20 protein-coding genes and 1 tRNA gene are annotated in these 19596 nt (G+C 72.7%); 16 read left to right on the top strand and 5 right to left on the bottom strand.

Annotated features, from left to right (window positions below):
- Positions 1-102 precede the first annotated feature (102 nt).
- A complete protein-coding gene (locus BLT76_RS24675) occupies positions 103-873 on the bottom strand; it encodes a TOMM precursor leader peptide-binding protein (protein WP_090860968.1) in 771 nt (256 codons plus the stop codon).
- A gap of 111 nt (positions 874-984) precedes the next feature.
- The gene (locus BLT76_RS26055; RefSeq protein WP_011754982.1) at positions 985-1143 is read right to left on the bottom strand and encodes a DUF5679 domain-containing protein; all 159 of its coding nucleotides are present in this window, start codon (positions 1141-1143) and stop codon (positions 985-987) included.
- Positions 1144-1271: 128 nt separating this feature from the next.
- Between BLT76_RS26055 and BLT76_RS24665 the strand changes: the two genes are divergently transcribed.
- The 3 genes from BLT76_RS24665 to BLT76_RS24655 all read left to right on the top strand — a co-directional run bounded on the left by BLT76_RS24665 (position 1272) and on the right by BLT76_RS24655 (position 3949).
- On the top strand, positions 1272-2066 hold the full coding sequence (locus BLT76_RS24665) for an enoyl-CoA hydratase/isomerase family protein (RefSeq protein ID WP_090860967.1): 795 nt from the start codon (positions 1272-1274) through the stop codon (positions 2064-2066).
- A 301-nt stretch (positions 2067-2367) separates the two neighbouring features.
- Positions 2368-3405 carry a PHP domain-containing protein gene (locus BLT76_RS24660; RefSeq protein WP_090860966.1) on the top strand — a complete coding sequence of 346 codons (1038 nt, stop codon included), beginning with the start codon at positions 2368-2370 and terminating at the stop codon, positions 3403-3405.
- 10 nt (positions 3406-3415) lie between these two features.
- Complete coding sequence (locus tag BLT76_RS24655) at positions 3416-3949, top strand: M48 metallopeptidase family protein (RefSeq protein ID WP_090860965.1); 534 nt, start codon at positions 3416-3418, stop codon at positions 3947-3949.
- Here the strand turns inward: BLT76_RS24655 and BLT76_RS24650 are convergent.
- Complete coding sequence (locus BLT76_RS24650) at positions 3880-4479, bottom strand: NUDIX hydrolase (RefSeq protein ID WP_090860964.1); 600 nt, start codon at positions 4477-4479, stop codon at positions 3880-3882. The two genes, BLT76_RS24655 and BLT76_RS24650, sit on opposite strands and share 70 nt — an antisense overlap.
- Complete coding sequence (locus tag BLT76_RS24645; RefSeq protein WP_090860963.1) at positions 4476-5816, bottom strand: zinc-dependent metalloprotease; 1341 nt, start codon at positions 5814-5816, stop codon at positions 4476-4478. Before BLT76_RS24645 ends, BLT76_RS24650 begins: the two co-directional genes overlap by 4 nt.
- 44 nt (positions 5817-5860) lie before the next feature.
- On the opposite strand from BLT76_RS24645, the gene BLT76_RS24640 reads away from it, so the two are divergent.
- From BLT76_RS24640 to cls, 7 genes are all read left to right on the top strand, one after another.
- Positions 5861-6289, top strand: a complete 429-nt coding sequence (locus BLT76_RS24640) for a molybdenum cofactor biosynthesis protein MoaE (protein WP_090860962.1) — start codon at positions 5861-5863, stop codon at positions 6287-6289.
- A 35-nt stretch (positions 6290-6324) separates the two neighbouring features.
- Positions 6325-6552, top strand: coding sequence for a hypothetical protein (locus BLT76_RS24635; protein WP_090860981.1), 228 nt, complete (start codon positions 6325-6327; stop codon positions 6550-6552).
- A gap of 45 nt (positions 6553-6597) precedes the next feature.
- Positions 6598-7644 (top strand): YlbL family protein, encoded by a 1047-nt coding sequence (locus BLT76_RS24630; RefSeq protein WP_090860961.1) that lies wholly within the window; start codon positions 6598-6600, stop codon positions 7642-7644.
- Positions 7644-8213, top strand: coding sequence for a PPA1309 family protein (locus tag BLT76_RS24625; protein WP_090860960.1), 570 nt, complete (start codon positions 7644-7646; stop codon positions 8211-8213). The genes BLT76_RS24630 and BLT76_RS24625 overlap by 1 nt, the downstream gene beginning before the upstream one ends.
- A gap of 10 nt (positions 8214-8223) precedes the next feature.
- On the top strand, positions 8224-11208 hold the full coding sequence (locus BLT76_RS24620) for a UPF0182 family membrane protein (RefSeq protein WP_090860959.1): 2985 nt from the start codon (positions 8224-8226) through the stop codon (positions 11206-11208).
- A 50-nt stretch (positions 11209-11258) separates the two neighbouring features.
- Positions 11259-11332, top strand: a tRNA-Met gene (locus tag BLT76_RS24615).
- A 169-nt stretch (positions 11333-11501) separates the two neighbouring features.
- Positions 11502-12992, top strand: coding sequence for a cardiolipin synthase (gene cls / locus BLT76_RS24610; protein ID WP_090860980.1), 1491 nt, complete (start codon positions 11502-11504; stop codon positions 12990-12992).
- Positions 12993-13002: 10 nt separating this feature from the next.
- Here cls and BLT76_RS24605 read toward each other — a convergent pair whose 3' ends face one another.
- The gene (locus BLT76_RS24605) at positions 13003-13206 is read right to left on the bottom strand and encodes a hypothetical protein (RefSeq protein WP_090860958.1); all 204 of its coding nucleotides are present in this window, start codon (positions 13204-13206) and stop codon (positions 13003-13005) included.
- A 231-nt stretch (positions 13207-13437) separates the two neighbouring features.
- On the opposite strand from BLT76_RS24605, the gene BLT76_RS24600 reads away from it, so the two are divergent.
- The 6 genes from BLT76_RS24600 to BLT76_RS26045 all read left to right on the top strand — a co-directional run bounded on the left by BLT76_RS24600 (position 13438) and on the right by BLT76_RS26045 (position 19595).
- Positions 13438-15540 carry an AfsR/SARP family transcriptional regulator gene (locus BLT76_RS24600; RefSeq protein ID WP_090860957.1) on the top strand — a complete coding sequence of 701 codons (2103 nt, stop codon included), beginning with the start codon at positions 13438-13440 and terminating at the stop codon, positions 15538-15540.
- A gap of 61 nt (positions 15541-15601) precedes the next feature.
- Positions 15602-15904 (top strand): hypothetical protein, encoded by a 303-nt coding sequence (locus tag BLT76_RS24595; protein WP_090860956.1) that lies wholly within the window; start codon positions 15602-15604, stop codon positions 15902-15904.
- 107 nt (positions 15905-16011) lie between these two features.
- Positions 16012-17724, top strand: coding sequence for an alkaline phosphatase (locus BLT76_RS24590; protein ID WP_090860955.1), 1713 nt, complete (start codon positions 16012-16014; stop codon positions 17722-17724).
- Between the two features lie 186 nt (positions 17725-17910).
- The gene (locus tag BLT76_RS26050) at positions 17911-18072 is read left to right on the top strand and encodes a hypothetical protein (RefSeq protein ID WP_170867253.1); all 162 of its coding nucleotides are present in this window, start codon (positions 17911-17913) and stop codon (positions 18070-18072) included.
- 157 nt (positions 18073-18229) lie between these two features.
- Positions 18230-18505, top strand: coding sequence for an HU family DNA-binding protein (locus BLT76_RS24585; RefSeq protein ID WP_090860954.1), 276 nt, complete (start codon positions 18230-18232; stop codon positions 18503-18505).
- Between the two features lie 166 nt (positions 18506-18671).
- Entirely contained in the window at positions 18672-19595 is a 924-nt protein-coding gene (locus BLT76_RS26045; protein WP_170867252.1) for a hypothetical protein, read from the top strand.
- Position 19596: the final 1 nt, after the last annotated feature.

Genomic DNA, 19596 nt, shown 5'->3' with positions numbered 1-19596 from the left:
GCACTCGATCACCGAGCCCGCGACACCCGCTCGTCCCTCACGGGCACTCGATCACCGAGCCCGCGACACCCGCTCGTCCCTCACGGGCACTCGATGACAGGTCTAGAGCACGTCCCAGGCGCAGCCGCAGCCGGGGTGCCGCGTCCAGGGCGTGCGTCGTACGTCGAGGCCCGCGTCGAGCCGGACCGTGGCCGACCAGGTCGACGGGACCCGACCCTCGGCCCAGGTGAGCAGGTCGGACACCGCCCAGGCCAGGGCGACCGCGTGTAGCGCCGGCTCGCGCGGCACCGCGGCCCGGGCCTGCTCGAGGAGCAGCGCGCGGCGCGGGTCGGCCTGACCGACGTGGGCGTCGACGCATCGCTGGCAGGCGGTGCGGCCGGGCTCGACGAACGGACCCACGGTCACCGCGCCCGCCTCGGCGGCCACCACGAGGTGCGGCGTGCCGTCGCGGACGCAGCGGTCGAGCTGCCGTCGCGGGACCGGTCCGTCACGAAGCACCAGGACCACCGACGCGTGGTCGGGGTCCGCGGCGACCGCGAGGTCGACGTCGCGCAGCCGCTCGGCGACGTTCCGGTCGAGGTCGGACGGCCCGTCGATCCCGACGGAGACCGTGGCCCGGGCGGCGCGACCGCGCTCGCGGGCGTCGAGGTCGTCGAGCAGCCCGGCCCGGACCAGCCGGTCGAGGGCTCGGGCGCCGGCCTCGGTCTCCGGGGCCGGTGCGTCGCCCGAGCGGAGCCGGTCCAGGACCCGGCGGACCTCCGGCTCGTCCGGCAGTACGACGCAGCGCGGTGGGTCGATGCCGACCTGGAGGTGCCGGTCGTCGCGCCGGACGACGGGGACGCCGGGGTGCAGGACGGGCCGGGCGGGGAGCATGCCGCCAGCCTCACACGGTCGTCGGGTCGGCTGACGGCGTCCTCCACAGACCACGACGGCGGCGTCCCCACCCGGGGACGCCGCCGTCGAGGGCTCAGCAGGGGAGTGCGGTCACGCCTTGCCGAGGATGCGGTTGAGGTTGGTGCCGCAGACGGGACACACGGCCTTGGCCATGCGGGTGCCCTTGTCGTTGACCTTGACCTCGCCCTCGGCCTCGCGCTTCTCCTTGCACTTCACGCAGTAGAACTCGCCGCTCCAGGTCTCCGCCATGACGGCCTCCTTGCTTCTCGTCTCACGTGGTCGACACGACGTGGGCCGTCGGGCCGAGTCGACCCTACGGCACCCGGACGTGAATCCGCTCACGGCACGCGGCCCCGCGTTACGCCTACTCTCCGGGCATGACCGACCTCCCGCACCTCCGCCTGGACCGCCCCTCCGAGGGCGTCGCCCTGCTCACCCTGGACAACCCCGACCAGCGCAACGCGATGTCGGCGGAGATGACGTCCTCCTGGGTCGCCTCGATCGACGAGCTCGCGGCCGACCGCTCGCTGCGGGCCGTCGTCGTCACGGGCGCCGGCACCGCGTTCTGCTCCGGCGGCGACACCAGCTGGATCGCCAGCGAGCCGGATGCGACGGTCGACGAGCTGCGGACCCGGATGATCGCCTTCTACCGGGCGTGGCTGTCGGTACGACGGCTCGAGGTGCCGACCATCGCCGCGATCAACGGCCCAGCTATCGGGGCCGGGCTCTGCGCGGCCCTGGCCTGCGACCTGCGGTACGCCGCCCGCGGGGCCAAGCTCGGGGCGCCCTTCGTCCGGCTGGGGATGCACCCCGGGATGGCGGCGACGTACCTGCTGCCGGAGGTGGTGGGGGAGGCACACGCCCGGGACCTGCTGCTGACCGGTCGCGTCGTCGACGCCGACGAGGCGCTGCGGCTCGGGCTGGTCTCGCGCGTGCACGAGCCGGAGACCTTCCTCGACGACGTCCTGGAGACCGCGGCCGGCATCGCCGCGACCGCGCCCGTGGCGAGCCGGCTCACCAAGCTGGCCCTCGCCGACGGCGGGCACCGCGACCTGGAGAGCGGCCTGCAGTGGGAGGCGATGGCCCAGCCGATCACCCTGGCCACCGCGGACCTGCAGGAGGGGATCCGGGCCAGCCGCGAGAAGCGGCCGCCGGTCTTCACCGGGCGCTGAGGCGCCTGCGGACGACAGAGACCCCCGGCCCACCTCGCGGCACTCGCCTTCCCCTTGCGAGTGCCCCTCGGTGGCCCGGGGGCCATCTGCTGCGCAACGCTAGGGACCGGCCCCCGGGTGGTCAACGCCGGACCGGACAACCCTGTGGACAAGGCTGTGGACAACGGTGTGGACGAGGGGTCTTACCCGTGGAGGAAGCGGGTCGAGGCCGGGAGGAGCCTGTGGAAAACAATCGCGTTCCGGCGGCGTACCCTGCCCTGACCAGCCAGAACGCCGGTCCACCACCTGTGGAGGAAAGACAGTGACCGACTCGTACGACGGGGGCCCGGTCGGCGCCCTGCGCCGGATCGCCTTCCTGCTCGAGCGCGGTCGCGAGGACACCTACAAGGTGAAGGCCTTCCGTGGGGCGGCGGCGGCGCTGCTGCCGCTCTCCGACGACGACGTACGACGGGCCGCGGCCGAGGGGACGCTCACCGACCTGCCCGGCGTGGGCGCCAGCTCGGCGAAGGTGATCGCCGACGCGGTCGCCGGCCGGATGCCCGAGCGGCTGGCCAAGGCCGAGCGCGAGCACGGGGGGCCGCTGACCGCGGGCGGTCACGACCTCCGCGCCCTGCTCAAGGGCGACCTGCACTCTCACTCCGACTGGTCCGACGGCGGCTCGCCGATCGAGGAGATGGCCTTCACCGCGATGGAACTGGGCCACGAGTACCAGGTGCTCACCGACCACTCGCCGCGGCTGAAGGTGGCGCGCGGACTCAGCGCCGAGCGGCTGGCCCGCCAGCTCGACGTGGTCGACGCGGTCAACGACCACCTCGCCGGCGGCGGGTTCACCCTGCTGAAGGGCATCGAGGTCGACATCAACGAGGACGGCACGCTCGACCAGACCGACGAGCTGCTGGCCCGGCTCGACGTCCGGGTCGCCAGCGTCCACTCCAAGCTCCGCTCGGACCGGGCGACGATGACCAGGCGGATGCTCGCGGCGATCGAGCACCCCCTGATGAACGTGCTCGGTCACTGCACGGGCCGGCTGGTCACCGGTGGTCGTGGCACCCGCCCGCCGTCGGACTTCGACGCCCGCGCCGTCTTCGAGGCGTGCGTCGAGCACGACGTCGCGGTCGAGATCAACTCGCGACCCGAGCGCCGCGACCCGCCGACGAAGCTCCTGCAGCTGGCCCGCGACGTCGGCTGCCTGTTCTCGATCGACACCGACGCGCACGCCCCGGGCCAGCTCGACTTCCTCGTGTACGGCGCGGAGCGGGCCGAGGAGGCCGGCATCGAGCCGGACCGGATCGTCAACACCTGGCCGAAAGAGCGCCTGTTGGGGTGGGCGAGCAAGTAGGTTCCCCGACATGGGCGCCCCACAGGTGGAGGTACGCCGCTCGAAGCGGCGTCGCCGTACCGTGTCCGCCTACCGCGACGGCGAGAAGGTCGTGGTGCTCATCCCCGCCTCGCTGACCCGTGCCGAGGAGCGGGACTGGGTGGCCACGATGGTCGCCCGCCTGGAGCGCTCGGAGCAGCGGCGCACGCCCACCGACGACGAGCTCCTCCAACGGGCCCGGACGCTGAGCGACGACTACCTCGGCGGCCTGGCGGTCCCCGAGTCGGTGCGCTGGGTGGACAACCAGCAGGCCCGGTGGGGCTCCTGCAGCCCGGGTGACCGCTCGATCCGACTCTCCAGCCGGCTGCAGGGCATGCCCGCCTGGGTCCTCGACTACGTCGTCGTCCACGAGCTCGCCCACCTCATCGAGCCGGCCCACGACGAGCGGTTCTGGAGCTGGGTGAACCGCTACCCGCAGGCCGAGCGGGCCAAGGGCTACCTGCTGGGCTGGTCGGCCGCGGCCCAGGTCGAGCCGCCCCCGGGGGAGTCCGACGAGATCGACTGAGCGAGCGCGTGGGCGACGAGCTCGTCCAGGTCGCGGTCGGGCAGCGCGTCCACCGGCCACCAGCGGACGTCGAGCGACTCCTCGCTGACGGTGTGCCTCGCGCCAGCCGGCGCGAGCGCGACGAAGCGGACGTCGAGGTGGTGCACGTCGGCGGTCGGCCCGCAGAAGGGGACGACGTGCTCGTCGAGGTGGACAGGTACGGCGAGCAGCTGCAGCCCGGTGATCCCGGACTCCTCGGTCGCCTCGCGCAGCGCGGCCCCGCCGAGGGTCCGGTCGCCCGGCTCGCAGTGCCCGCCGAGCTGGAACCAGCGGCGGGCCTTCGCGTGCAGGGTCAGCAGCACGTGGCTCCGGTCGGCGTCGAGGACGACGGTGCTCGCGGTGACGTGGTCCGGGCGGCACTCCCGGGTCAGCCCGTCCGGGTGGGCGCGCAGGTGCTCGACGTACCGCTCCCGGAGCGCGGCCTGGGCCGCCGTCGGCGGCGTCCAGGACTGGAGGAGGGTGAGCGCGTCGGCGTGGAGCGGGGTGCTCACTCGCCGTCGAGCATCTTCTTCAGCTCGGCGTCGAAGTCGTCGTCGCTGAGGCTCTCGGGCGCGGTGGCGTCCTCGCGGAAGCCCAGCGGGTCGTCGAGGTCGGCCGGCGTGGGCAGCAGGTCGGGGTGCATCCACACGCCGTCGCGGGCCTCGACGCCCTGCCGGGTGCGCAGCGAGCCCCACAGGGTGGAGGCATCGCGCAGCCGGCGGGGCCGCAGCTCCAGCCCGACCAGCGTCGAGAAGGTCTCCTCGGCGGGGCCACCGGCGGCCCGGCGACGCCGGAACGCCTCCTGCAGCTTCGACGCGGCGGGCATCCGCTCCACGGTGGCCTGGCCGACGACCTCGTCGACCCAGCCCTCGACGAGCGCCAGCACGACCTCGAGGCGCTGCAGCGCCGCCTCCTGTGCGGGCGTCTTCGGCAGGTCGAACATGCCGCCCTCGAGCAGCGACTGCATGGCCTCCGGGTTGGTCGGGTCGATGCCGCGCAGCTGCTCCTCCATCCGCGCCTGCATGCCCTCGGCGTTGACCTGGATGCCGCGGGCGTAGTCGGTGACCGCGCCGATGACGTGCTCGCGCAGCCACGGGACGTGGGCGAAGAGCCGCTGGTGGGCGACCTCGCGGAGCGCGAGGTAGAGCAGGAGGTCGTCCTCGGAGACGTCGAGGCCCTCCGCGAACGTCGCGACGTTGGTCGGCAGCAGCGCCGCCCGGCCCGCCGGGCCGAGGGGGAGGCCGATGTCGGAGACGCTGAGCACCTCGCCGGCCAGCCCGCCGAGCCCGGAGCCCAGCTGGGTGGCCAGGATCGCGCCGACCGCCTTGCCGAGGATCCCGAGGATCGGGCCGGCCTGCGCCTGCGCCTCGGCGGGCAGTGCGCCGCCGATGGCGTCGACCGACTGCTGGGCGACCGGCTCGACGAGGACCTTCCAGACCTCCAGGGTGCTCTCGACCCACTCGGCCCGGCTCCAGGCGGCGGTCGACTGCACCCCGGACGGGAAGTCCGTGGTGGCGTCGAGCCAGTGGTCCGCGAGGCGTACGGCGTCGGCCACCGCGTCGCGCTGGCGCTGGGACGGCGTCGGGTCCGGTTCGGTCGCGACCTGCTTGCGGGCCAGGTCGGTGGCCAGGCCCCAGTTGAGCGGGCCGTCGTACGGCTGCATCAGCTGCTGGATCTGGCCGAAGAGCTGGGAGAGGTCGGGGAAGCCGCCGGGTCCGCCGGCCGCGCCGCCGAGCATGCCACCCAGGCCGCCCAGGCCGCCTGCGCCGCCACTGAAGAACTGCTCGAAGGGCGTGCCCTTGAACGGGTTCTGGTCGTCGTCAGGGCGGTCCGACGGGTCGTTGGTCATGGCTCAACGGTACGCCGCCGCGGCAACTGATCTAGGGTCGCGGCGTGCCCGATTCCGCCGTACGTCTCGTCGACATCCGCGACACACCGCTCGACGTGTCCGAGGTGCTCGCCGCGCTCGACGACGACGCCTCCGGTGGGCTGACCCTGTTCGTCGGCCGGGTCCGCGACCACGACGGCGGCAAGGGCGTCACCGGCCTCGACTACACCGCCCACCCCAGCGCGCTCGACCGGCTGCACGAGGTGTGCGACCGCGTCGCCGAGGAGTACGACGTGCAGGGCGTCGCGGCCGTCCACCGCACCGGCCCGCTCACCATCGGCGACATCGCGGTCGTGGTCGCGACCACCGCCGCCCACCGCGACGAGGCGTTCCGCGCCTCGCGGGCCCTCATCGACACCCTGAAGGCCGAGGTGCCGATCTGGAAGCACCAGGTCTTCGGCGACGGCACCGAGGAGTGGGTCGGCGCGCCCTGACCCGCCAGGACGCGACGGGCGCCTACCCTCGAGGGGTGGAGATCCTGCTGTGGCTGGTGCCGCCCGTCCTGGTGACGGCGGCGGCGATGTGCTGGGTCGGCTGGGTCGGTCGCGAGGGCCGCGGCGAGGTCGATCGCGACGTCGCCGCCCGTCGGCTGGCCCGCGCCCTCCAGCACGAGCGACCGGGTCGTTACGCCGCTCCGACTCCCGAGCGCGACCGCAGCACCGGCGTCGCCGTACGGCCCTCGAGGCGCGCGTCCTGACCCACGCCTCTCGCGCGATTGGAGCGTGATGAGAGGCTGTGCCGCATGACGCAGCGCACCGTGGCCGCCCTGGTGGCTGTGCCGCTGCTCCTGGCGCTGCTGGTCCTGGCTCTCCTGGTGCCCCTTCCGTACGCGACCTATGAGCCCGGCCTGACGGTCGATGTGCTCGGCAAGAGCGGCGACCAGGAGATCATCTCGGTCGAGGGTCACCCGGTCTACCGCGACGACGGCAACCTCCGGATGACGACTGTCTTCGTCTCGGTGGCGGGCCCGCAGGGCGACAAGCGGCTCCCGGAGCTGATCCAGACCTGGCTCGACGACGACGACGCCGTCTACCCCTACGACGTCGTGCATCCGGACGGCCAGACCCGCGAGCAGGACGAGCGCGAGGGCGCCGTCGACATGGTCACCTCCCAGGACACCGCGACCGCCGTCGCGCTGACCGAGATGGGGGAGACGGTGGAGCCCGAGATCGGCGTCTCGTACGTCGAGGAGGGCGCGCCCGCCGACGGCCGGCTGGAGGTCCGTGACCTGCTGCTGAAGGTCGACGGCGTGCGAATCACCGACAGCAAGCAGATCACCGACGCCGTCCAGGGCGCCGACGGGCCGGTCACCTTCGACGTGCTCCGGGCGGGCAAGGAGAAGAAGGTGAAGGTGACCCCGACCGACGTCGACGGCACCCGCCAGATCGGCATCAGCCTGGGGCCGCTCTACCGCTTCCCGTTCGACGTCTCGGTCAACATCGACCCGGCGATCGGGGGCCCGAGCGCGGGCCTGATGTTCTCCCTCGCGATCTACGACACGCTGACCCCCGGCTCGCTCACCGACGGGCACGACATCGCCGGCACCGGCACCATCTCCGCCGACGGCAGCGTCGGCCCGATCGGCGGCATCGAGCAGAAGATCGCCGGTGCGCGGGGCGACGGTGCCGAGCTGTTCCTGGTCCCGCCCGACAACTGCGACGAGGCGGCCCGGCTCGACGACCCGGGCCTGCGCCTGGTCCGGGCCGACACGATGCACGACGCGCGCCTGGCCATCGAGGCCTGGGCGGCCGACCCCGACGCCGACCTGCCGAGCTGCGAGGCCTCCTGATGACCTCCCTGACCGACACCAGCGACTTCGACGTCGACCCCGCGCTCGCCGCGGCGGTCCTCGAGATCGAGTCCCACGTCGCCGAGGGCGGCTGGGATCAGCCGAACCGGCTCTACGCCCTGGTCGACACCGCCCAGCTCGTGCAGCGCGAGCCGGCCCTGGCCTCCCTGATGGGCCTCGACGCCGCGTCCGAGCAGGGCTCCCTCACCCCGATCGAGCAGGACCAGCTCACGCCCGGCCAGCTGCTGGAGCAGGTCCTGGAGTCGATCTCCTGGGGGCCCGAGGTGAGCGGCTGCGCGGCGGTCGTGGAGCGGCTGGTGCTGCCCCCGGGTGCCGACGAGGCGATCCCCGACGACCCGGCCGCCGCCGAGGAGTTCGCGCGCGAGCACCCCGACCGCCAGGAGGTGCGGATCGTGGCCGGCGCCACCCGCGCCGGCTCGACGTACTGCGCCCTCCGACTTCGCGCCCACGACGACGCCCAGTCCGTCGTCGGCGGCGCCGATCTCGTCCCCGGCCTGCTTGCGCTGCTGGTGGACACCCTGCACGACGACCCCGAGGTGAACCAGTGAGAGAGATCCCGTGAGCGAGCTGTTCGACCAGGACCCGCGCGACACCGCACCACCGCCGCGCAACGGGCGTTCCCGTGCCCTGATCATCACGGCCGTCGTGCTGGTGCTGGCCTTCTTCGGCCTCACCACCTTCGCGTCGATCTACACCGACCGGCTGTGGTTCACCGACACCGGGTACGGCGGGGTCTTCTCGACGCTGCTGTGGACCCGGGTGGTCCTGTTCCTGGTCTTCGGCACGCTGATGGCCGTGGCCGTCGGCGCCGCGATGTGGGTCGCCTTCCGCACCCGGCCGCTGTTCCACCCGAGCTCGCCCGAGCAGACCGGGCTGGACCGCTACCGCGAGGCGGTCACCCCGATCCGCACCTGGCTGCTGGTCGGCATCTCCGTGGTCCTCGGCGTCTTCGCCGGCACCTCCGGCATCGGCCAGTGGCGCAACTACCTGCTGTGGCGCAACGGCACCGACTTCGGGCAGGAGGACGCGGAGTTCGGCAAGGACATCGGGTTCTTCGTCTTCGACCTGCCGTGGCTGCACTTCCTGGTCGACTACACGATGGCCGTGCTCGTCGTCGCGCTGATCGCCTCCGCCGTCGTCAACTACCTGTACGGCGGCATCCGCCTGCAGTCCCCGGGCGATCGGCTGTCCGGATCGGCCCAGGCGCAGCTCTCGGTGCTGGTCGGGCTGTTCGTGCTGGTCAAGGCGCTCGATTACTGGCTGGACCGCTTCGACGTGGCCTACCAGTCCGGCAGCCTCATCGACGGCGTCAAGTACACCGACGCCAACGCCGTGCTGCCGGCCAAGAACATCCTGATGGGCATCGCCGTGATCTGCGCGATTCTCTTCTTCGTCAACGTCTGGCGCCGCACGTGGATGCTGCCCTCGGTCGGCATCGCGCTGCTCGCCGTCTCGGCCATCCTGCTCGGGATGATCTGGCCCGCGATCATGCAGCAGTTCCAGGTCAAGCCGTCCGAGGCCGACAAGGAGGCCGAGTACATCGCGCGCAACATCGAGGCGACGCGGGCGGCGTACGACCTCGACGACGTCGTCGTGGCGCCGTACTCCGGTTCGGCTCCCGATGTGGGGGCCGGCGGGATCGCCACGGCGACGAGCAGCGTGCCGCTCGTCGACCCGCAGCTGGTGCGCGACACCTTCGAGCAGAACCAGCAGGGTCGTGCCTACTACTCCGTCGCCGACGTCCTCGACGTCGACCGCTATGAGCTGAACGGCCAGGAGCGCGCCCTGGTGCTCGGTGCCCGTGAGCTCGACCAGCAGAACCTCAACGACGGCGACAAGAACTGGTCCAACCTGCACACCGTCTACACGCACGGCAGCGGCATCATCGCGGCCTACGCCAACCAGCGGGGGACCGACGACAACTCCCCGGGCACCGAGATCCAGTGGGCCGAGGGCAACCAGGGCGTCGACCAGGACGCGCTGACCACGGCCGCCGGGCCGGACGGCTACGAGAGCCGGATCTACTTCGGCGAGCAGAGCCCGGACTACTCCGTGATCGGCAAGGAGAGCGCGGACTCCACGAGCGTCGAGCTCGGCCTCTCCGGGGCCAACGACGACGACGAGCGCACCACGACGTACGACGGCGACGGCGGCGTGCCGATCGGCTCGACCTTCCGGCAGCTGATGTACGCCATCAAGTTCGGCGAGACGAACTTCCTGCTCTCGGGCCGCGTCAACGGCAACAGCGAGGTCATCTACAACCGGACCCCGCGCGAGCGCGTCGAGAAGGTGGCCCCGTGGCTGACCATCGACGACGACGCCTACCCGGCCATCGTCGACGGCAAGATCGTCTGGATCCTCGACGGCTACACCACCACCGACCGCTACCCCGGGTCGCAGCGTGAGTCGTTCGAGGAGATGACCGACGACTCCCTGCAGCAGGACACCGGGCTGCAGACCCTGCCGACCGACGAGATCAACTACATGCGCAACGCGGTCAAGGCGACCGTCGACGCCTACGACGGCACCGTGACCCTCTATGCGTGGGACGAGGACGACCCGATCCTGAAGGCCTGGCGCAGCGCCTTCCCGGGCACGGTCGAGGACCGGTCGGAGATGTCCGACCAGCTCATCGAGCACGTGCGCTACCCCGAGGACCTGTTCAAGGTGCAGCGCTACCAGTTCGCGCGGTACCACGTCACCGACCCCGGCGACTGGTACCAGGGCAACGACCGGTGGGCGGTCCCGACCGACCCGAAGGCGGGCAGCAACAGCCTGCAGCCGCCGTACCGGCTCTTCGTGAACGTGCCGGAGGTCGAGGCCGAGGACGGGACCCAGCTCCCGGGCGGCCAGCAGTGGGCGCTGACGTCGAACTTCGTCCCCTTCGGTCGCAACAACCTGGCGTCGTTCGCGACCGTCAACTCCGACGCGACGTCGGACGACTACGGCCGGATCACGGTCCTGCAGATGCAGGACCAGAACACCGACGGCCCGGGCACGATCGCCGCCCAGATCAACACCGACGACGAGGTCCGCGGCCTGCTGCGCTCCTTCGAGACCGGTGACTCGCCGATCTCCTACGGGAACCTGCTCACGGCTCCGGTGGCCGGCGGGCTGATGCACATCCAGCCGATCTACGCCGCCCGGCTGGGCGCCTCCGGTGGCTACCCGATCCTCCAGTACGTCGTGGTCGCGATCGGTGACCGCGTCGGCATCGGCGAGACCCTGATCAAGGCGATCAGCGATGCCCTCGGTGAGGACGTCCCGGACCAGCCCACGCCCGGCACCCCGCCGGACGAGGGTGGCACCGACCCCGGTGCGGGCGAGCAGTCCGTCGAGCAGCTGCTCCAGGACGCCCAGGCGGCCCTGGACGACGCGAACGCCGCCCTGGCCGACGGCGACCTGGCGGGCTACCAGGACGGGGTCGAGAAGGCCAACGACCTGATCGCCGACGCCATCGAGCTCTCGGGCGTCGACCCCACGACAACCCCGTCGGCCGACGCCTCGGAGACCCCGTCGGAGGAGGCCACGCCCGCCGGGTGACCCCCGATTTGGAGTCGCTCCCGCCCGTGTCGTAATGTTCTGTTCACCGACGCGGGGTGGAGCAGCTCGGTAGCTCGCTGGGCTCATAACCCAGAGGTCGCAGGTTCAAATCCTGCCCCCGCTACAAGGAACAAGGCCCGATCTGCAGATATGCGGATCGGGCCTTGTCGCGTTTCCGGTCCTGATGCCGATCGTCGGCGCGGGGATCTGGTGGGTACCGACGGGGCCCGCCGTGCGCTGCTGGTCGCTCGCCACGAGGCCGGCGTCCGGCGAGACTGAGCGGCGTGAACCCGATGCTGCTGGGCCTCGACCTGCCGTCCGGATCCTGGCTCGCCACGCTCGTGGTGGTCGCGATCGCCCTGGCGGGCCTGGGGATCCGGGTCGCGGCCCTCGGGATCATCCCGGGCAACCGGAAGCCGTCGACCGGGATGGCCTGGCTGCTGATGATCCTGCTGAGCCCGTGGGTGGGGCTGGTGGCCTTCGTCTTCTTCGGGTCCAACCAGCTCGAGGAGCGTCGCCGCAGGCGGCAGGAGTCGGTCACCGCGGCGATCGCCCAGCAGGCCGGCGACCTGACGGACGTGGCGCTGCCGGCCGGCGCGCCGGCGTACCTGTCGTCGGTCGTGACGCTCAACCGCCGACTCGGGGCCTTCCCGCTGCTGGGGGGCAACAGTGTCGAGGTGATCGCCGACTACGAGGCGTCGATCGCCGAGATGGCGGCCGCGATCGAGGACGCCACGGACTACGTGAACGTCGAGTTCTACATCGCGGCGTGGGACGACGTGACTGCGCCGGTCTTCGACGCGCTGGTCGCGGCGGCCGCGCGTGGCGTGACGGTCCACCTGCTGTTCGACCACCTCGGGTCGCGCCGGATCGCGGGCTACCGGGACTTCGTCGCCCGCCTGGCGGGGACCGGGATCGACTGGCACGCGATGCTTCCGGTCCGTCCGCTGCGGGGTCGGTTCCGCCGTCCCGACCTGCGCAACCACCGCAAGCTGCTGGTGGTCGACGGTCGGGTCGGGTTCACCGGCTCGCAGAACCTGATCGAGCCGAGCTACCACAAGCCGGCCCACCAGCGGGCCGGCCGGGCGTGGGTCGAGCTCATGGTGCGGCTGCAGGGACCGGTCGTGGCCGAGCTGGACGCGGTCTTCGCGGCGGACTGGCACGCCGAGACCGGCGAGATCCCCGCCATCACGGTGGTGGCCGGGCCAGCTCCTCGGGCCGGGTCGGTCACCGACGTGTCCGGGCAGGTGGTGCCGTCCGGACCCGGCTTCGTCGCCGAGAACAACCTGCGGCTGTTCACCACGCTCATCTACGGCGCGACGCGGCGGATCTCGCTGACCAGCCCCTACTTCGTCCCCGACGAGTCGCTGCTGTACGCCGTCACGACCGCCGCCCAACGGGGGATCGACATCGAGCTGTTCGTGAGCGAGCAGTCCGACCAGTTCATGGTCGGGCACGCGCAGGCGTCGTACTACCGGGCGCTGCTGGAGGCCGGGGTGCGGATCTGGCTCTACCCGGCGCCCGCGGTGCTGCACTCGAAGCACTTCACCATCGACGACGACGTCGCGGTGATCGGGTCCAGCAACATGGACCTGCGCTCGTTCGCGCTGAACTACGAGGTCTCGCTGATGCTCGTGGGCGAGCCGGTCGTCGCGCGGCTGCGCGCCGTCGAGGACGCCTACCGGGACCTCTCGCGCGAGCTCACCCGCGAGGAGTGGTCGCAGCGGCCCGCCGGACTGCGGTACGTCGACAACGTCATGCGGCTCACGGCCGCGCTGCAGTAGTCGGCGGCCCTCAGACGTGGGTGGCCAGGTAGCGCTCGATCTCGGCCAGACCCCGACGTACCTCCCTGCGGTCCGGGCGGCACGCGGCGGGAGGGATCGCGCCGTCGTCCGGCTGTGCCGGGACGCACGTCCAGGCGGTCCCGGAGCACACGAGGCCGTCGCGGAGGAACCGCACGACCGACGGGACGCAGGACCGGATCCGATGGAGCAGCACGACGACCCCCTCGCCCGCTCGTCTGTGTGACGGGCGTCATAGTCTGGACCGAACGTTAGAGGCTGGGAGCCGATCGCGGAACAGCCGGTCCCGGACACCAGGGATCTATGACCCCGAGCGATCCACGCTGACGCGCGACGACTGGCTGAGACGGCAGCCCGAAGTCCGGGACAGGCCCGACGAAGCCTTGGTTTACTGCTGTCAGGTCGCCGAGTCGCGCGGGGGGTGAGCATGGCCGGGTTCCGCCCCGAGGTGCGCTCCGACCTGCTGGTGCTGCTCGCGGAGGCCGCGGACGGACCGGAGCTGGTCGAGGTCGTGGTCGCCCACACGACCGCCGCCGTCTCGCGCCTCTCGACGCGTGACTGGGCGGGTCTCGCCGACCGGGTCCGGCTGCCCGACGGCCGCTACCCCGGCGAGTTCGCCTGGCGCTGCGGCTACACCCACCACCACCTCGGGATGTACTCCCGGGCCATCCACTTCTACGAGCAGGCCGACGCCGACCATCTCGACGACCGCGAGCTCGCGCACCTCTACGCCTGCCAGGCCGGCACCGCGTGGAAGCGCGGCGACGTCGAGGCGTGCGAGAAGTACACCGAGCAGGCTCTCGCGCTGGCCGAGGCCACCGGCGATCCGGGCGCGCTCGCCTTCGCGTGGCTGAGCCGGGCGCTGCAGACGGCGATGGAGGGCGACCGGCACGCCAACGCGCAGGCCTACGTCCTCTGCCTCGAGTACGCCGAGGCCAGCGGCGACCTGCTCACCCAGGCCCGGGTCCACAACAACCTGGCCTCCAGCCATCTGGAGGAGGCCCGCTACGCGCAGGCCATCGAGCACCTCCAGACCGGCCTGCTGCTCAACGAGGCGACCGGCCACCTCTCCATGCAGGCCCTCCTGCGGATCAACATGGCCGAGGCGCTCCACGGCATCGGCCGCCTCGACGAGGCGCTGCTGGAGGCCGAGGCTGCCCGGGCGATCTGGCTGTCGGTGCAGTCACCGATGGCCGACGCCTGGCAGCTCCTCGGCACCCTGCAGAGCTCCCGCGGCAACGTCGCCCAGGCCGCGCTGGCCTTCGAGGAGGCGGCCCGGCTCGCCGAGGAGGAGGGCGACGCCCAGAGTCTGATCCCCAGCCTCGCCGGCCTGGCCGTCTGCCGGGTCGCCGACGACCCGGCCGCCGCCCGCCAGCTCGCGGTCGACACCCTGGAGCTGCCCGCGGCGATGGGCCACGTGCCGGCGTACGTCGCCGCCGGGTGGGTGCATCTGCACAGCGGCGACCGCCCCCAGGCCCTGTCGTACGGCGAGCGCGCGGTCCGCGAGGCCGGCCGGCGCCGGGACCTGGTGCGGCTGGCCGAGGCGCTGGAGCTGTGCGTGCTCGCCGCCGGGGGCGACCACCGCGACCCGCGGCTGGCCGAGGCGGCGTCGATCTGGGAGTCGATCGGGAACACGGTCCGCGCGCGGGTCAACGACGTCATCGTCGCGCGGCTGTCCGGCAGCCTGCTCGGTGAGGAGGTGGCCCGCCAGCGGCTGCGGGCCCTCGGCGTCCACGACGACGCGTGGGGCATCGCCGGCCCGCTGCTCGCCGTACGCCCGCGCGAGCGGACCGCGGCGCTGCACGTCCACGTGCTCGGCACCTTCGTCGTCTACCGCGACGGGACGCCCGTGCCCGGCAACGCGTGGACCTCCCGCAAGGCCCGCGACATCCTGAAGATCCTGGCCGTCCACGACGGCCCGGCGATCAGCCGGGACGCGCTCGCCGAGCTGCTGTGGCCGGGGGAGACCGGCACCGGAAGCCGGCTGTCGGTGGCGCTCTCGCAGCTGCGCAGCGCGCTCGACCCCGACCGCGAGCACGACAGCTCCCACTTCGTCGTGGCCGACCGGGCGACCGTGCGGCTCGACACCGAGCGGGTCAGCATCGACGCGGTCGAGTTCCGCCAGGCGGCCCGCGAGGCGCTCGACGCGGCGCGGGCGGGCCGCCCCGACGCGGTCGCGCTCCTCGAGGCGGCCGCGGCGCGGCACACCGGCCGGCTGCTCGACGGCGACACCTACGCCGACTGGGCGGCGACCGCCGCCGAGCAGCTCAGCCTGGTCGGCCACGAGGTGATCCGGGCCCTGGCCTTCGCACTGGTCCGCGGCGAGGACCCGCAGCGAGCGCTGCCCTGGCTGGCCCGGCTCCTGGTCGAGGACCCGTACGACGAGCCGACGTACCAGGCGACCGTGCGGCTGCTGGTCGGCGAGCGTCGGCACGGGGAGGCCCGCCGCTACTACCGCGCCTACGCGCTGCGGATGCAGGAGATCGACGCCCCCGTCACGACGTGGGACGAGCTGGCCGGGAGCGACTGAAAGGTTTCTTCAAGGGTCGGGTCCGACAGTGGTGCTCCACTCGATCCCCTCGGAGGAAATCATGAGCTCGACCCGTCCCCGCGTCCACGTCGTCGAGGACCCCGCCGCCGGTCAGGTGGTGGAGCTGTCCGCCGGCAGCCAGCTGGAGCTGCGGTTCCGCCGCCGGTTCAGCGGTGGCACCTGGCAGGTCTCCGGGCGCCCCGGGCACCTGGTGCCGCTCGTCGAGGACAGCCACGAGATCACCTTCCTGGTCTTCAGCGGCCCGGGCGAGGGGCACGAGGCGCCGCTGCGCCTGGTCCGCCGCCGCGACACTCAGGGCGACCCCTACGAGGTGCGCGAGCTGCGGGTGGTGTGCGCCGGCTGAACCCGCCAGGACACCCATCGGTCACCTGATCGACAGACGGGGACCGCCGCCCGTACGCCGGGCGGCGGAACGGTTCGAGAGACATCCGATCCGAAAGGACCCCCCCCGTGCAGGTCAAGAAGCGCACCGTGCTGGCGATCGGCGCCCTCGCGTCCGTCGTCGCTGCCGGCACCGTGGCGGCCACCGCCGCCATCCCGGACCCCGTCGAGCAGGGCTTCACGAAGGAGCGGTCCGCGGAGCTCGCCGCCCAGGTGGACCCCAGCAAGCCCCGCAACGTCATCCTGATCATCGGCGACGGGATGGACGACTCCATGATCACCGCCGCCCGCAACTACGAGTACGGCGCCGGCGGACGCTTCCCCGCCCTCGACGCGCTGCCGTTCACCGGCGCGATGACGACGTACGGCCTCAAGGTCGGCGCGGGCCCGGACTACCCGATCGCCTACGTCTCCGACTCCGCCCCCACCGCGAGCGGCTGGTCGACCGGCAAGAAGACCGTCGACGGCCGGATCTCGCAGGGCCCGAGCACCGCCGCGGCGGTGCCCGGGACCAACTACGAGACGGTCCTGGAGAAGTTCCAGGCGCAGGGCAAGCGCGTCGGCAACGTCAGCACCGCCGAGATCACCGACGCCACCCCCGCGGCGGCCGCGTCGCACATCAGCCAGCGCGCCTGCCAGAGCACCACGAACGCCGCGGCCACCTGCCCCAGCGAGACCAAGGGGCAGGGTGGCCCCGGATCGATCTCCGAGCAGCTCGTCGACCACCAGATCGACGTGCTGCTCGGTGGCGGCAAGGACCGGTTCACCACGCCGATCGACGCCAACCCGGCCACGACCACGCTGGCCTACGCCCAGCAGCAGCACGGCTACCGGCTGGTCGAGAACACCGCCCAGCTCGCCGCCGTCACCTCGCTCGACCAGGGCCCGGTCCTCGGGCTCTTCAACGGCGGCAACATGACGCCGATGTACCAGCCGCTGGTGGCGAGCGCCGCCGGCGCGGGCGGCCCGACGACGCGCTGCGAGGAGGCCGACCGCGGTGCCCAGCCCGACCTGTCGCTGATGACCGAGAAGGCCATCGCGCTGCTCGACAACGACAAGGGCTTCTTCCTGCAGACCGAGAGCGCGATGATCGACAAGCAGGAGCACGCCTCGGACATCTGCGGCGCCATCGGCGACCTGAAGGAGCTCGACGAGACGGTCGCCGTCGCGTTGTCCTACCAGGAGGCCAACCCCGACACGCTGATCATCGTGACGGGCGACCACGCGCACTCGACGCAGATCATCGCCGGCAACGCCGACGACGGTGTCCAGCGCGCGACCGTGCAGACGGCCGACGGCGACCCGATGTCGGTCGCGTACTCCACCAACGCGGTCGGCTCCGACCACACGGGCACGCAGATCCGGGTCGCCGCCTCGGGACCGCAGGCGGCCAACGTCACCGGCGTGATCGACCAGACCGACCTGTTCCTCACGATGCTCGGCCGCACGCCCAGCGTGCTGCCCGGTCCGGGGGAGCCCGGTGATCCCGACCCGCTGAAGCCCGCCGTGTCGGTCGTCGCGGGCGCCTCGCGCATCTCACTGGCCGACCTGCGCCGGCGCGGCCTCCCGGTCGCCGTGGCGGCCTCGGGTGGAACGACGGTCACGGTCCGCCTGCTCAAGGGCAGCCGAACCCTGGCCAGCAAGAAGGTCGGCGCCTCCGGCGGCACCGTCCGGCTCAAGACCCGCAAGGCGTCGAAGGGCACCGTCCGGGTCGTCGCCACGGTGACCGGCGCGGGTGGCTCCGCGACCCGGTCCGACACCGTGCGCGTCACGAAGCGCTAGCAGCCTCCACGCCGTACGACGGGTCGTCGCCCCGGTCCTCTCGGGTCCGGGGCGGCGGCCCGACCCGTCCCGGCTTCGCCGAGCTGCCCGCGGCGCGGCCGCGGGCGCATCGATCAAAATTGGCTTATCTATAGTGAATTACTGGTCTAAGATGAGGGCTCACGATCCTTCCGAGAGGAGCTCCTCATGTCCGTCGACACCGAGCCGTCCCCCGTCCGCCGTCGTCGCGAGGACTCGGTCCTGCGTCACTGGCAGGCCGTCAGCGAGCTGCTCGAGCACCGCTCCGACCTCGTCGGCGTGCACTCGCTGGCCGACCTCATCCACGACTCCGTGCGCTGGTCCGCCTGACGATCGCGGTGCCTGCGTGCAGGCGGGACGGGGGACGTCGTACGCTCGGCGGGGCGTTCGTCGTGGGCGACGCCCCGCGCGCTGACTGCCCTTTGGTGGGCGCGATCACCTACGATGTCGAAGATTCGATCATCATTCTCAGCACAGAGGAGCTCAGATGAACAAGGCCCAGCTTCGGGACGCCATTGCCGAGGCGACCGGTTCCAGTGCGGCCGAGGCCGACCGGGCCCTGGAGGCGACCCTCCAGGCGATCACCAAGGCTGTCGCCGGTGGCGACAAGGTGACCATCCCCGGCTTCGGCACGTTCGAGGCGCGCGAGCGCTCCGCCCGGACCGGCCGCAACCCCCAGACCGGCGCCGAGATCCAGATCGCGGCGAGCAAGGCTCCGGCGTTCAAGGCCGGCTCGGCCTTCAAGCAGGCCGTCGCCGGCTGACCAGCCGACGTAGCCCGCAGGGCCCGACCCCTCCGGGGGTCGGGCCCTGCGTCGTCTCCGGGGATCGTCAAGATTCGATCAGGAATGGCCGCCGGGCAGCAGGAGTGCGGTCCGGCGCCAGTACCGTGGTGGAGTTCCGTCGAGCACGTATCCCGGGAGTTCGCTCGTGTCTGTCTTCCCCCGCCGTCCTGCGCGACCCGCCTCGGGTCGCCGGGACGCCCGCCTGAGCCTGATCGGGCTCGGCCTGGGCGCCGGCATCTTCACCGTCGCCGCCGGTCTCGCCCTGACCGGCCTCGACGAGAAGATCCCCGGCCTGCCCGACCTCCCGTTCACCAGCTCCGGCCCGGACTCCCAGGCCGTGGTCGGTGGCACCCGGCTGCCCGAGGCGCCCGCCCCGGTCGAGCCGTCCGCCGCCGCGCCCACGACGCCGGCCCCCGCGACCTCCTCGGCGCCGGCCGGGTCCGACCGTCCCGGGAAGGGTCGCCGCGACGTCGGCGCCCCGGCGAAGGCCGCGGGGCTGCCCTTGGCGGCCGAGCCGATCCCGGTGACCCCGCCCGTCGCTCCCGTCGCTCCCGTCGCTCCCGTCACCACGCCCGCCGCGCCCACCACGCCCGCGCCGCCCGCGACGGGGGCCGGGGCGGTCCCGACCGACCCGACCGCCGGGGACGACGACTCGGACCCCAGTCCGACCCCGAACGGGCCGAAGGGCTCCAGCGACTCCAAGGGCTCCGGCGACTCCAAGGGCTCCAGCGACTCCAAGGGCTCCAAGGGCGACGGGCGTGACCACCGTGGTCACGGTCACCAGGGTGACCGTGACGATCGCGACCACCGCGGCGGCCGGGGCGACCGGGGTGATCGCGGCAGCCGTGACGACCGCGGCAACCGTGACGAGCGGGGCGGCCGCGAGGGTCGTGGTGGGCGTGACGACCGGAACGGCGGTGGCCACGACGACCGCGGTGACCGGGGCGGTCGCGGCGACGGCGGCGACCGGGGCGACCGGGGCGACCGGGGCGACCGCGGTGACCGGGGCGGTCGCGGCGACGGCGGCGACCGGGGCCACCGTGGTGGCCGCGGCGGCCGGCACGGCTGAC

Origin of the sequence: Nocardioides lianchengensis, from assembly GCF_900101465.1 — a bacterium.
In the GTDB taxonomy this organism is placed as follows: Bacteria; Actinomycetota; Actinomycetes; order Propionibacteriales; family Nocardioidaceae; genus Nocardioides; species Nocardioides lianchengensis.
This window is presented reverse-complemented; position numbering and strand designations above follow the sequence as displayed.